Annotated in this window: 17 protein-coding genes; 7 read left to right on the top strand and 10 right to left on the bottom strand. The window is 70.4% G+C overall.

Annotated features, from left to right (window positions below):
- Positions 1-15: 15 nt before the first annotated feature.
- The 6 genes from ACFY9S_RS15320 to ACFY9S_RS15295 form a co-directional block, all read right to left on the bottom strand.
- Complete coding sequence (locus tag ACFY9S_RS15320; protein WP_391127823.1) at positions 16-861, bottom strand: rhodanese-like domain-containing protein; 846 nt, start codon at positions 859-861, stop codon at positions 16-18.
- Between the two features lie 137 nt (positions 862-998).
- On the bottom strand, positions 999-1,079 hold the full coding sequence (locus ACFY9S_RS15315; protein WP_350310325.1) for a putative leader peptide: 81 nt from the start codon (positions 1,077-1,079) through the stop codon (positions 999-1,001).
- A 201-nt stretch (positions 1,080-1,280) separates the two neighbouring features.
- Positions 1,281-2,018, bottom strand: coding sequence for an LmeA family phospholipid-binding protein (locus tag ACFY9S_RS15310; RefSeq protein ID WP_391127820.1), 738 nt, complete (start codon positions 2,016-2,018; stop codon positions 1,281-1,283).
- Positions 2,019-2,144: 126 nt separating this feature from the next.
- Positions 2,145-3,209: a hypothetical protein gene (locus ACFY9S_RS15305; RefSeq protein ID WP_391127817.1), complete on the bottom strand. Its 1,065-nt coding sequence runs from the start codon at positions 3,207-3,209 to the stop codon at positions 2,145-2,147.
- Complete coding sequence (locus ACFY9S_RS15300) at positions 3,206-3,460, bottom strand: MoaD/ThiS family protein (protein ID WP_351628205.1); 255 nt, start codon at positions 3,458-3,460, stop codon at positions 3,206-3,208. The genes ACFY9S_RS15305 and ACFY9S_RS15300 overlap by 4 nt, the downstream gene beginning before the upstream one ends.
- A gap of 38 nt (positions 3,461-3,498) precedes the next feature.
- A complete protein-coding gene (locus ACFY9S_RS15295; RefSeq protein ID WP_391127812.1) occupies positions 3,499-4,350 on the bottom strand; it encodes an alpha/beta fold hydrolase in 852 nt (283 codons plus the stop codon).
- A gap of 173 nt (positions 4,351-4,523) precedes the next feature.
- On the opposite strand from ACFY9S_RS15295, the gene ACFY9S_RS15290 reads away from it, so the two are divergent.
- The 6 genes from ACFY9S_RS15290 (at position 4,524) to ACFY9S_RS15265 (ending at position 10,149) form a co-directional block, all read left to right on the top strand.
- Positions 4,524-5,312: a winged helix-turn-helix domain-containing protein gene (locus ACFY9S_RS15290; protein WP_391127810.1), complete on the top strand. Its 789-nt coding sequence runs from the start codon at positions 4,524-4,526 to the stop codon at positions 5,310-5,312.
- Between the two features lie 127 nt (positions 5,313-5,439).
- A complete protein-coding gene (locus ACFY9S_RS15285; protein WP_102909337.1) occupies positions 5,440-6,462 on the top strand; it encodes a LacI family DNA-binding transcriptional regulator in 1,023 nt (340 codons plus the stop codon).
- 120 nt (positions 6,463-6,582) lie between these two features.
- Positions 6,583-7,617, top strand: a complete 1,035-nt coding sequence (locus ACFY9S_RS15280) for a trypsin-like peptidase domain-containing protein (RefSeq protein WP_391127806.1) — start codon at positions 6,583-6,585, stop codon at positions 7,615-7,617.
- Positions 7,618-7,648: 31 nt separating this feature from the next.
- A complete protein-coding gene (locus ACFY9S_RS15275) occupies positions 7,649-7,825 on the top strand; it encodes a hypothetical protein (RefSeq protein WP_391127803.1) in 177 nt (58 codons plus the stop codon).
- 120 nt (positions 7,826-7,945) lie between these two features.
- Positions 7,946-8,683 (top strand): response regulator, encoded by a 738-nt coding sequence (locus ACFY9S_RS15270; protein WP_391127800.1) that lies wholly within the window; start codon positions 7,946-7,948, stop codon positions 8,681-8,683.
- Positions 8,680-10,149, top strand: a complete 1,470-nt coding sequence (locus tag ACFY9S_RS15265; RefSeq protein WP_391127797.1) for an ATP-binding protein — start codon at positions 8,680-8,682, stop codon at positions 10,147-10,149. The genes ACFY9S_RS15270 and ACFY9S_RS15265 overlap by 4 nt, the downstream gene beginning before the upstream one ends.
- 18 nt (positions 10,150-10,167) lie before the next feature.
- Here ACFY9S_RS15265 and ACFY9S_RS15260 read toward each other — a convergent pair whose 3' ends face one another.
- The 4 genes from ACFY9S_RS15260 to ACFY9S_RS15245 are packed head-to-tail and all read right to left on the bottom strand — an operon-like array spanning position 10,168 to position 11,745.
- A complete protein-coding gene (locus tag ACFY9S_RS15260; protein WP_391127794.1) occupies positions 10,168-10,806 on the bottom strand; it encodes an HAD family hydrolase in 639 nt (212 codons plus the stop codon).
- Between the two features lie 7 nt (positions 10,807-10,813).
- Positions 10,814-11,212 (bottom strand): hypothetical protein, encoded by a 399-nt coding sequence (locus ACFY9S_RS15255; protein WP_391127793.1) that lies wholly within the window; start codon positions 11,210-11,212, stop codon positions 10,814-10,816.
- Complete coding sequence (locus ACFY9S_RS15250) at positions 11,209-11,496, bottom strand: hypothetical protein (protein ID WP_391127790.1); 288 nt, start codon at positions 11,494-11,496, stop codon at positions 11,209-11,211. Before ACFY9S_RS15250 ends, ACFY9S_RS15255 begins: the two co-directional genes overlap by 4 nt.
- Before the next feature lie 39 nt (positions 11,497-11,535).
- Positions 11,536-11,745 (bottom strand): hypothetical protein, encoded by a 210-nt coding sequence (locus tag ACFY9S_RS15245; RefSeq protein WP_391127787.1) that lies wholly within the window; start codon positions 11,743-11,745, stop codon positions 11,536-11,538.
- A 148-nt stretch (positions 11,746-11,893) separates the two neighbouring features.
- Between ACFY9S_RS15245 and ACFY9S_RS15240 the strand changes: the two genes are divergently transcribed.
- Positions 11,894-12,676, top strand: a complete 783-nt coding sequence (locus ACFY9S_RS15240) for a hypothetical protein (protein WP_391127784.1) — start codon at positions 11,894-11,896, stop codon at positions 12,674-12,676.
- The last annotated feature ends 53 nt before the right edge of the window (positions 12,677-12,729 follow it).

Here is a 12,729-nt window from a genome sequence, read left to right as displayed (position 1 = left end):
GTCGGTCGGGGAGGGTTACTTGTTGGCGCCGAGCTCGATCGGCACGCCCACGAGGGAGCCGTACTCGGTCCAGGAGCCGTCGTAGTTCTTGACGTTCTGCACACCGAGGAGCTCGTGCAGCACGAACCAGGTCAGGGCGGAGCGCTCACCGATGCGGCAGTAGGCGATGGTGTCCTTGGCCAGGTCGACGCTCTCCTCGGCGTAGAGCTCCTTGAGCTCGTCGTCCGACTTGAAGGTGCCGTCGTCGTTGGCGTTCTTGGACCACGGGATGTTGCGGGCGCTCGGCACGTGGCCGGGGCGCTGCGACTGCTCCTGCGGCAGGTGGGCCGGGGCGAGCAGCTTGCCGGAGAACTCGTCGGGCGAACGCACGTCGACGAGGTTCTGCGCACCGATGGCGGCCACGACGTCGTCGCGGAAGGCACGGATGGACGTGTCCTGCGCCTTGGCCTTGTAGTCCGTCTTCGGACGCTCGGGCACCTCGTCGCCGGGGACCAGCTCGCGGGCGTCGAGCTCCCACTTCTTGCGGCCGCCGTCGAGGAGCTTGACGCTCTCGTGGCCGTACAGCTTGAAGTACCAGTAGGCGTACGAGGCGAACCAGTTGTTGTTGCCGCCGTAGAGGACCACGGTGTGGTCGTTGCCGATGCCCTTGTCGGACAGGAGCTTCTCGAAGCCCTCCTGGTCGACGAAGTCACGGCGGACCGGGTCCTGGAGGTCCTGGGTCCAGTCGATCCGGATGGCGTTGCGGATGTGGTTCTTCTCGTAGGCGGACGTGTCCTCGTCCACCTCGACGATGGCGATGGTCGGGTCGTCCAGGTGCTCCTGGAGCCAATCGGCGTCGACCAGGACGTCGCTGCGGCTCATGCTTCTTCTCCTCCGGGGCAGTTACGGCGGGGCGTGCGAGGTCTGCAGGGCGCGCCCTTGAGGCAGGGCGGCGCACGGGTGCCCGTGATGCGGGGCTGCGGGGATGCGCGCGCCGGCGCGACTGCCGACGCGATCGCTCAGAAGGTGCGACAGAGCATGGCGGCGACGCGGCACAGGTCTACTGCCCGCCGCTTCGTGAGGTCCGCCTGTCGCTTCATAGCGTCGATCGTAGGGACGGTCAGGCAGGCATGTCACCGGTGTGTCGCATGCTGAGACGCGATAATCCACGATGTGGGACCAGAGGGGGATGCGGCGCCGCGGGACACGGATCGTGACCCCATGTATCGGCCGTCACATCTGAGCTGCGGACGCCGCCGTCTCGCCCACCGGACACCCCTGTCCGCCGCCCTGCGCTCTGTCTACCCGGCCAGCCGGACGTCGGAACCCTTCACCGTGATCTCGACGCCGTTCGGGGCGGCCTGGACCGTGTCCAGCTCGATGCCGCCGGGCAGGCCGTCGATCTTCTGCTGGAAGTCGGTGATCGCCCGGACGCGGTCCTCGGCGATGTCGACACCGCCGAACTCGGGCAGGCCGTCGGCGTGCACGCTGACGGTGCCGTTGTCCACCTTCACCGAGCTGAGCACGGAGACCGGCTCCGGGAGCTTGGTGCCGAGGACCGTGGCCTCGACGGTGACCTTGATCTTGCCGTTGCCGCCATCGGAGAGGCCGACGACGTTGGCGGTGACGCCCGGGGCGACCTGGGTGGGCTCGGACTTCGCCGTCTTCAGCAGCTCGTCGTAGGCGATGGTCGCGGTGCCGGTGGCGCTGGAGGCGGTGGCGGAGCTGTAGTCGCCGGAGAACTCGACGCCCTTCATGTCGGCCTGGAGGTCGTCGATACGGATCTTCTGGCCGCCGTTGCCCGCGGTGGCCTCGTAGTCCTTGATGCCGATCTCGATGTCGTCCAGGGAGCCGCCCGCGACCTGGGTGAGGAACGGGAAGCCCTTGATCGACACGTCGGGGGTCGCCGACAGGTTCTCCGTCGTCTTCAGCCGGTCGGCGGCCTCGTCCTCGGCGAAGTTGACCGCGACGCGGTCGGCGATCACGAAGAGCCCGCCCAGAATCACGACGAAGATCAGCAGTATTCGCAGTGCACGCATGCGGTGTGTCCCCCACCGGTCCGGTGTTTCGACGACCCGGTGGCCGTCCCTTGCGTGAGGGTAACGCCGAGAGGAAGGGGGGCCGGCACATTGTTGATCACCTGTGACAGCCCCCGGCCCGGAGCGCTACGCCAGCGCCCTGCCCAGGACGTACACCGCCGGGGCCGCCGCGGCCAGCGGCAGGGCCACGCCCGCCGTGAAGTGCACGAAGCGGGACGGGTAGTCGTAGCTCGCGACCCGGTGGCCGATCAGGGCGCAGGCGGCGGCGCCCGCGCCGAGGAGGGCACCGGAGGTGCCGAGGCCGGTGACCGGCCCGGCCACGATGCCCGCGCCCGCCGCGGCGAGGAGGGACACCACCACCGAAGCCGGGGTCGGCAGCGGCAGCGCGCGGGCCAGGACGGCCGCCGCCACGGCCACCGCGCCCACCGTCACCGCGTCCGCGGCGGCCGCGAGGTACCCGCCGGCCACGATCGCCAGCGCCGAGGCCGCGACCGTCGCCATCAGGCCGTACATCCGCTCGTCGGGGTCGGCGTGCGAGCGCAGTTGGAGGACGAGCGCGAGCAGCACCCACACCCCGATCGTGCCGAGGATCGCCGCCGGGGAGCGGCCCGAGACCAGCAGCGCCGCGTCCGCGGCCAGCGCGCCCGCGAAGCCCAGCGCGATGCCCTGCCGGGCCGGCCACATCCCGTTCAGCCGGAACCAGCCCGCCGCGGTGACGGCCTGGAGGACCACCAGCGGCACGAGCAGCGCGTACGTGCCGACCGCCGCCGCACCGGCCAGCAGCAGGCCGAGCAGCGCCGTCAGCGCGGCCGGCTGCATGCCGGGCTCGATGACCGGGGAACGCCCCTCCGCCCGGGCCCGCTGCGCGTCGGTGACGCGGGTGTTCCCGCCGACGGTGGCGGGGCCGTAGCCGGTACCGGCGGCGTCGGCTCCGGCCGGGGCCGGCGGTCTCCGCGGCGGCGACTGGGGGGTCAGGATCGCCGTCTCCGGATCCGGCGCCTGCGCGGGCACCGGCTGGTGGTTCTGCGTCTCCCAGGTCTGCCCCTGCCACTGCTGCGTGTACTGCTGGGCGGCCTGCGGGTCCTCGTACCCCTGGTGCCCCTGCCCGGGCCACGCCTGCGGCTGCTGCCCGTAGGGGGCGTAGCCGTCGTACGGCTGGTGGGGCCGGTTCGGCTGGTCGTTCATCGTCATCCTCCTGCGAACGGCGGGAGCACCTCGACCGTGCCGCCGTCGGCCAGCCGTACCGTCTCATGTCCGCGGGTGCCCACGGGGTCGCCGTCCACGAGGAACGAGCACCGGCGCAGGACGCGCTCCAGTTCGCCCGGGTGCCGCTCGCGCACCCCGGCGAGCGCCTCGGCGAGCGTGACCGCCTCGTACGGTTCCTCGGCCACCCCGGCCGCGGCCTTGGCGGCGGCCCAGTAGCGCACCGTGACCTTTGGCATCTGCTTCCTCAATGAATGCGACGGTGAACACCGTCAGGCTAGCCCGCCCGGCCGGCGCCCCACTCCCCGATCCGGGCCAGCAACTCGTCGCTCGCCGCGTTCTCGGCATGCCCCATACCCGGCTCCAGCCACAGTTCGCCCTGGTCACCGGCGGCCGCGGCCAGCATCCGCGGATGGTCGACGGGAAAGTAGCCGTCGTCCTCGCCGTGCACGACGAGGAGGGGGGTCGGGGCGATCCTCGGCACCGCCTCCACCGGGGAGAGGGGCACCGGGTTCCAGTCCCGGCGGTGGATGCGCGTACGGAATCCGTAGCGGCCCACGATCCGCCCCTCGGGCCGGGTCACCAGCCAGTGCAGCCGCCGCATCGGCGCGGTGCCCCGGTAGTACCAGCGGGCCGGTGAGCTGACCGCCACCACCGCGTCGGTCTGCCGCGGGTGCAGCGCCGCGTGCCGGAGCACCACCGAGCCGCCCATGGAGAAGCCCACGGTCACCACCCGTTCGTGGCCGCGGCTCCGCGCCCAGGCCACCGCCGCCGCCAGGTCGAGCACCTCCCGGTCGCCGACCGTGGAGTGCCCGCCGGACATGCCGTGCCCGCGGAAGGAGAAGGTGACCACGCCCCCGTACCGGGCGAGGACCGCGGCGATCCGCCGCACGTGCGGCCGGTCCACCGAGCCGGTGAATCCGTGGGCGACGACGAACGCGGGATGAGCGGAAGGCGTCCCGGAGGTGTCGTACACAGCCGCTCCCGGCTCGTATACGGCGTCGATCGCAACACTGTCGGACGTGCGCAGAAACGTCCGCGAAGACATCCTCACCGGCCTTCCCCCGCCCGTCTCGGAATGCGGACGATCGGTGGAACGCGCCACATGACCTGCCGGACCAGAGCTCATGTGGGCTATTCTGCTGGGCAGAGGACTCGGGCAACGTAGCCCCCGGGTCCTTTTGTGCTTTCGGAAGCGTTGTATACGACGCGGGAAACCGCAGGTGTACGGGGCCTTCGGGATCGCAGAGCCCGTGCTGTGCCAACCAGCGTCCTCGCAGGGACCGAGGAGGAACCAGACGTATGAGTTCTCTGCTGCTCCTGACCAACGCCCTCCAGCCGTCGACGGAGGTGCTCCCCGCACTCGGCCTGCTCCTGCACAACGTGCGGGTGGCCCCCGCGGAGGGCCCCGCCCTCGTCGACACCCCCGGAGCCGACGTCATCCTCGTCGACGGCCGCCGTGATCTGCCGCAGGTCCGCAGCCTCTGCCAGCTGCTGCGCTCCACCGGGCCGGGCTGCCCGCTCGTCCTCGTCGTCACCGAGGGCGGTCTCGCCGCCGTGACCGCGGACTGGGGCATCGACGACGTCCTGCTCGACACCGCCGGCCCGGCGGAGGTCGAGGCGCGGCTGCGCCTGGCCATGGGCCGCCAGCAGATCGTCAGCGACGACTCCCCGATGGAGATCCGCAACGGCGATCTGTCGGTCGACGAGGCGACGTACTCCGCCAAGCTCAAGGGCCGCGTCCTCGACCTCACCTTCAAGGAGTTCGAGCTCCTGAAGTACCTCGCGCAGCACCCCGGCCGCGTCTTCACCCGCGCCCAGCTCCTCCAGGAGGTGTGGGGCTACGACTACTTCGGCGGTACGCGCACGGTCGACGTGCACGTACGGCGGCTGCGCGCCAAGCTCGGCCCCGAGCACGAGTCGCTGATCGGCACCGTCCGGAACGTCGGTTATCGATTTGTTACGCCGGAGAAGCCGGAGAAGATGGAGCGCGCCGCCGAGGAGGCGAAGGCCAAGGCGGCCAAGGCAAAGACGGACAAGGTGGACGAGTCACCCGCCCTGGACGCCGCTGAGGCCCGCGCCAAGGCGTGAGAGGCGTACTGCGGCACCGACCTGGGCATCGCTTCCCGGGCAGGGCACCCCGGACGGCGGTCGGGATATCGTACAGAACCTCCTTTACGCCCTGCCCGGAGCCGGTATATCCGCGTAGACTCCGCGCGTGGCCAAGGTGACTCGGGATGATGTGGCGCGGCTGGCAGGGACTTCCACTGCCGTGGTCAGCTATGTCATCAACAACGGACCCCGGCCGGTCGCCCCGGCCACGCGCGAGCGTGTCCTCGCCGCGATCAAGGAACTGGGGTACCGGCCCGACCGGGTGGCCCAGGCGATGGCGTCCCGGCGCACGGACCTCCTGGGCCTGATCATCCCGGACGCCCGCCAGCCCTTCTTCGGGGAGATGGCGCACGCGGTCGAGCAGGCCGCCTCCGAGCGCGGGAAGATGGTCCTCGTCGGCAACACGGACTACGTGGCCGAGCGCGAGGTCCACTACCTGCGCGCCTTCCTGGGCATGCGGGTCTCCGGCCTGATCCTCGTCAGCCACGCGCTCAACGACCTGGCCGCCGCCGAGATCGAGGCCTGGGACGCCCGGGTCGTCCTGCTGCACGAACGCCCCGAGGCCATCGACGACGTCGCCGTCGCCACGGACGACCTGGGCGGCGCCGAGCTCGCCGTCCGCCACCTGCTGGAGCACGGCTACGAGTACGTCGCCTGTATGGGCGGGATAGCCGAGACGCCGGCGGTCGGCGACCCGGTCTCTGACCACGTCGAGGGCTGGCGCCGCGCGATGGACGAGGCCGGGATCTCCACCGAGGGCCGCCTCTTCGAGGTCCTCTACAACCGCTACGACGCCTACCAGGCCGCCCTGAAGATCCTCTCCGGCCCCGAGCGCCCGCCGGCGATCTTCTGCTCCACCGACGACCAGGCGATCGGCCTGCTGCGCGCGGCTCGCGAGCTGCGCATCGAGGTCCCGGGCGAGCTGGCGGTGGCCGGCTTCGACGACATCAAGGAGGCGGCGCTCACCGACCCGCCCCTGACGACGGTCGCCTCCGACCGTCCGGCGATGGCCCGGGCGGCCGTCGACCTCGTCCTCGACGACGGGCTGCGGGTCGCGGGGACCCGGCGGGAGCGGCTGAAGGTCTTCCCCTCGCGGCTGGTGACCCGGCACTCCTGCGGCTGCTCGTAGTCTCGGGCGGCCGACCCCGGCAGGGGCGGCAGGGCTCTTTATATCGGGCATACGAGGTTCTGTCGGGCTTCTCAGCAAGCCCTCAGGAAGCTCTCATGGTCGGGCGACAAGCTCGGTTCCATGACCGAGAGCTTCCACCGCAGTGGCGAGTACGAGAACCCTTACGAGGGTCAGCAGCAGGCCCCGGTGAACCCCGAGTGGCCGCCCCCGCCGGCGTACGCCCCGGCACATGCTCCGCATGCTCAGCCTCCGAAGAAGCGTGGGCGTGGCCCCCTCGCCCTGATCGCCGCCGTGGCGATCGTCGCGGCGGCGATAGGCGGCGGCACCGCCTACGGCATCCAGGAGCTGACCGGCAGCGACACCGTCGCCTCCAGCTCCACCAGCACCACCGTCGTCCCCTCCAGTCAGAAGGGCACGGTCGCCGGCGTCGCGAAGGCGGTCAGCCCGAGCATCGTCGAGATCAGCGCCGACTCCAACGCCGGGTCCTCCACCGGCTCCGGCGTGATCATCACGGGCGACGGCGAGATCATCACCAACAACCACGTCGTCGCCGGCGCCTCGCAGATCAAGGCGACCACCAGCGACGGCAAGTCGTACACCGCGAAGGTCGTCGGCACCGACAGCAAGAAGGACCTGGCGCTGATCAAACTGGAGAACGCCTCCGGCCTGAAGGCGGCCACGCTCGGCGACTCGGCCGGACTCCAGGTCGGCGACCAGGTCGTGGCGATCGGCTCCCCCGAGGGGCTGTCCGGCACCGTCACCAGCGGCATCATCTCGTCCCTCGACCGTGACGTCACCGTCCCGACCGAAGAGGGCCAGGACCAGAGCCAGGGCCAGGACCAGCAGCAGTGGGGGCAGGGGCAGGGCGACCAGTGGCCGTTCGAGTTCGGCGGGCGTCAGTTCAACGGCGACACCGGGTCCGACACGACCACGTACAAGGCGCTCCAGACCGACGCGTCCCTCAACCCGGGCAACTCCGGCGGGGCCCTGATCGACATGAACGGCAACATCATCGGGATCAACTCCGCGATGTACTCGCCGACGAGCCAGGCCTCCTCGTCCTCCGACGCGGGCAGCGTCGGCCTGGGCTTCGCCATCCCGATCAACACCGTCAAGGCGGACCTGGCGAAGCTGCGGGCGGGTTCGACCGACTGAGTCCGAGCACCTGACAGCGAGGAGTACGGCGATGATCCAGCAGGTTGTGCACACGGAGCCGGGCGGAGACCCGGCGGCGGTCGGGCTGGCCCTGGCGGTGGCGTCCGCCCTGCACATGCCCGCCCGCCGGGCGCCGGAGGTGCCGGCCAAAACGCCCCGGCGCGGCGGCCGGGCCTCGACGGCCCGACGCCGCGCGGTACGGGGCTGACGCTCCTGACGGCACCGCCCGGTACGGGGCTGACGCTCCTCCCCGCACCGCCCGCCGACGTGCGACGCTGAGAGCGTCAGAGCACCCCCGCCCCCCTTCACACCCGAGGACCTCCGACCCATGAGCCCCGCAGACGGCGACCGTGACCCGCAGCGCATCCTGATCGTCGACGACGAGCCGGCCGTACGCGAAGCACTCCAGCGCAGCCTCGCGTTCGAGGGGTACGGGACCGAGGTCGCGGTCGACGGCGCCGACGCGCTGGACAAGGCCGCGGCCTACCGGCCCGACCTGGTCGTCCTCGACATCCAGATGCCGCGCATGGACGGTCTGACGGCGGCGCGCCGCATCCGCGCGACCGGAGACACCACGCCGATCCTGATGCTCACGGCCCGCGACACGGTCGGCGACCGGGTCACCGGTCTCGACGCGGGTGCCGACGACTACCTGGTCAAGCCCTTCGAGCTGGACGAACTCTTCGCCCGCATCCGCGCGCTGCTGCGCCGCAGCACCTACGCGGCGGCCGTGGGCGCGGCCGGCCCCACCGACGAGGACGCCCTCACCTTCGCCGACCTGCGCATGGACCTCTCGACGCGGGAGGTCACCCGGGGCGGGCGCCAGGTGGAGCTGACCCGCACGGAGTTCACGCTGCTGGAGATGTTCATGGCGCACCCGCGCCAGGTCCTCACCCGGGAGCAGATCCTGAAGGCCGTCTGGGGCTTCGACTTCGAGCCGTCGTCGAACTCCCTCGACGTGTACGTGATGTACCTGCGCCGCAAGACCGAGGCGGGCGGGGAGCCGCGCCTGGTCCACACGGTGCGGGGGGTCGGTTACGTGCTGCGGCAGGGCGGCGCCGAGTGAAGAAGGTCCTGCGGCGGTTCCGCTCGCTGCCGATCCGGTCGCGGCTGGCTCTGCTGGTGGCGGCGGCGGTGGCGTTCGCGGTGGCGGCGGTGTCGGTGACCTGCTGGTTCATCGTGCAGGGGAAGTTGTACGACGAGATCGACAACGACCTGAGGTCGTCGGTCGGGCCGCTGCGCTCGGACGACTTCCAGGACCTCACGGCCTACTGCCGTCAGACGCCTTCCGACGGACTGGGCATGGGCTCGCGACCCAAGAGCTACGGGCAGTTGGTCCGGGCCGACGGCAAGGTGTGCCTCTTCCCCAGCTCCACGGCACAGGTGCACGTCAGTGGCGAGGACAAGGCCGTGGCCAAGGATCCCGACCCGAACCAGGGCCACATCCGCGACGGCACCGACAACGACGGCAACAAGCTGCGCGTCCTGACCACGGCGGTCGTCGTCAAGGACGGGTCCCTGACGCAAGGGGTGGCCGCCGACTACTCCCTCGTCGTCGCCCTGCCGCTCAAGGGAACCCAGTCCACGCTCAACGAGCTGGCGCTGATCCTCCTGCTGGTCTCCGGTGTGGGGGTGCTGGGCGCGGGAGCCGCCGGCCTGGCCGTCGCCCGGGCCGGGCTGCGCCCCGTCGACAAGCTGACCGAGGCCGTCGAGCACGTGGCCCGCACGGAGGATCTGAACATCCGCATCCCCGTGGAGGACGACAGCGAGGACGAGGTCGCCCGCCTGTCCCGCTCCTTCAACTCCATGACCTCGTCCCTGGCCAGCTCCCGTGACCTCCAGCAGCAGCTGATCGCGGACGCCGGCCACGAACTGCGCACGCCGCTCACCTCTCTGCGCACCAACATCGAACTCCTGACCCGCAGCGAGGAAACGGGCCGCCCCCTCCCCGAGGCTGACCGCAAGGCGCTGCTCGCGTCGGTGAAGGCGCAGATGACGGAACTCGCCACGCTCATCGGCGACCTGCAGGAACTGTCCCGCCCGGATCCCGGCCAGCACTCGGAGCGGACACAGATCGTGGCCTGGCAGGACACCGTCGAGTCGGCGCTGCGGCGAGCGCGGCTGCGCGGCCCGGAACTGACGATCACGGCGGATGTCGAGCCCTGGTTCGTCCGCGCGGAACCCTCCGCCCTGGAACGGGCGGTGGTCAACATCCTGGACAACGCCGTGAAGTTCAGCCCGGAGGGCGGCCTGATCGAGGTCCGCCTGACCGAGGGCGTCCTCACGGTCCGCGACCACGGCCCGGGCATCCCCGCCGACGAACTCCCCTACGTCTTCGACCGCTTCTGGCGCTCCCCGGACGCGAGGGCCCTGCCGGGTTCGGGCCTGGGCCTGTCGATCGTGGCGCGTACGGTGCAGCAGGCGGGGGGTGAGGTGTCCCTGTCCCACGCCGATGGCGGCGGCACGGTGGCGACGGTACGGCTGCCGGGGGCTGCGGTGCCTCCGCCGGAGGATCTGCCTTCCTCGGCCTGACGGTTGTGAGCGGGTGTCTCAGATGACGTAGTTGATCGCGGAGCTGACGTGGGCAGCGATATGGGTGGGGCGGTAGGCGTCCTGAGCCCAGGCTCGACCGTTGGACACCCAAACGCTGCGGAGGCCGAGTGCGTCGGCGCCGCCGATGTCGGCGTGCGGGGAGTCCCCGATGACCCACGAGCCGCGGAGGGGAAGCCCCACCGCCCTCGCGGCCGCCTGGAAGATCCCGGGTGCCGGCTTCTTCCGACCCACCGCTTCGGAGATCACCCATGCCTGGACGAGCCGGTCGAGGCCGACGTTACGGATCTTCGCCTCTTGCTGCGCGGTCCTGCCGTTGGTGACGATCACGCACGACCATCCCCGGGCCCGTGCCTTCTCCAGAGCCTCGCGGGAGGAATCCGCCAGCTCCACCCGGTCTGCCGCACCGGTGTCGAGCAGGGTCCGGATGGTGGCGGTGGGCACCAAGGCCTCGTACCGACGAGTCATCTCTGCCGCGACGTCGTTACGGGGGGTATAGCCGCCGGCATCAAGGGCCGTGACCCATGCAAGATCAGATTCGGGCAGGTCGTGCTCGGCCAGGAACTCCGCGACGGCGTCGCGGAAAGCGGCGTCACGGTCGACCAAGGTGTTGTCGAGGTCCAGCAGCAGCAACGGCATGACGGGCTCAGTGGAAGCCGAGCATGCCGGGTGAGTCGATGTCCACGGTCAGGATGCCCGGGGGGTAGTCGCTCTCTCGTCCGGTGAGGATGATCGACATCCCGCCGGTCTCGATGTGAGGTGTAGCGACGTAGAGGGTGTGGCAGATGTCAGGCCCGCCCCAGCCGTCCCGGATCATTGCTCCGACCGTTGCCGCCGCGGTCTGATGGAGCGGGTCGACCAGAATGCCCGGGAGCGCGATCACATCCCCGGCTGTCCCCTTCTCGATCGACTCCGCTTGCATCAGGCACAGCGCGGGGACATGGAGCCAGTCCCCAGGCGTGTGAGCGATGTTGTCAACGAGGCGGTGGAGGGCTTGCCGCCCTTGCGCGAGCGCGACCACCGCACTGGTGTCGAGAATGATCACGCTGCGTTGCCTCGCAGGTTGTGCATCTTCTCAGCAGCCATGGCGTACACATTGGCCAGGACGTTCGGTCCTTGATCGAACTCCTCGTCGGTCAACGTGCAGCCCATCCGCTCGCGCAGAACCTTCCGTGCGGAAGCAACACGTTCCGCGATCTGCTCCGCGGTCAGCTGCTCGGCAGCCAGCTCCTCCACGAGCTGCCCCAGGGTCACCCCCCGCTCTTTGGCGACCTGAGCGAGATGATCGCGGGCCTGCCGGGACACCTGGATCGTCGTGTTCTCTGCCATGGTCCCACCATAGCTGCATTACAACCTCAGTGGGCGTGCTCACGCTCCCTCCCCCACGTCGGTGTGGGCCGCACTCTCGGTGGTGACCACCGTGAGGAACGACGCCCAGGGGATCGCGCCGGACACGAGCATCGGGCTGTCGGGCCGCCCGCACTCCTTCGAGGCCGGGCCGCGGATCGCGGTGAGTCGCGGCGGCGGCAGCCGACAAGGCGGGACATACACCCCGCCCAGCTGTCGATGTCCTGTCATACCCATCAGTAGCGCGAACTCCCGCCGCTGTTCTGACATCTTCGTCGCCGTCACACATCCGCAAGCAGGAGTGAGCCCCCACATGCGTCTCATTCGCATCTCAACTCTCAGGAAATGCGGCGTAGTTGCCGCATCCACCGCGCTCGCCATGACCGGTCTGCTGGCCGGCGCGGGGACCGCCACGGCCGGGCCCGCCGGGGCGACCAACATCCGGGGCGTCGACCCCGGGGACACCGACCGGATGATCGAGCGGCTCTGCAGCCAGGAGACGAGCCTGACGGGCGTGTACGGCGCCCTGAACGTCGACACCGGTGAGTTCAAGACCCACGACGAGTACCTGCGGGACGTCTTCGGGCTGTGGAAGCCCGCCGGGCCGTGGGAGCTGTTCCGCGGCTGGTGCGGGTACGCCGAGGCCTCGACCTGGTCCGTCAAGGGCGACACCGTCCGCACCTCGCGCTGGATCGGCAACAAGGGCTCCGCCGACGACAAGGAGACCTTCGTCAGCAGCTACAGCACCAAGACGTTCGCGAAGAAGAGCGTCGGCGCCAGTATCAGCTTCTCCCTCGCCAAGAGCATCTTCAGCGGAACCGTGGGCGGCAGCGCCGGGTACGAATGGGGCTGGGAGAAGGAGTCCAAGTTCGAGACCCGGAGCGAGAAGAGCATTCCGCCGTGCCGGCAGGTCGCCGTGACCTGGACGCCGTACCAGCGCGTCGTGCGCGTGAACCCCGTCTTCCACGTCGAGGACTACCAGTGGGACAAGGGCGACGGGGACCGGACCGTGCACAGCTGGCGTGACCGGGGATACCGGACCGTCTACTCGCACGGGTACTACATCGACGGCATCTCGGACAAGCTCCTCCCCAGCGGTCAGCCCGACGGCCGTGAGGACAAGGTCGAGGAGAAACTCGACCCCAAGTCCTGCATCCAGTAGGGCACGGGAGAGCGGCAACCTTTCCGTGTGGGGCGGCGACTGATCAGCGGTCA

Origin of the sequence: Streptomyces sp. NPDC012474, assembly GCF_042955185.1 — a bacterium.
GTDB lineage: Bacteria > Actinomycetota > Actinomycetes > Streptomycetales > Streptomycetaceae > Streptomyces > Streptomyces cahuitamycinicus.
The sequence above is the reverse complement of the archived record's forward strand: the minus strand, read 5'-3'. Positions and strand labels throughout refer to the sequence as shown.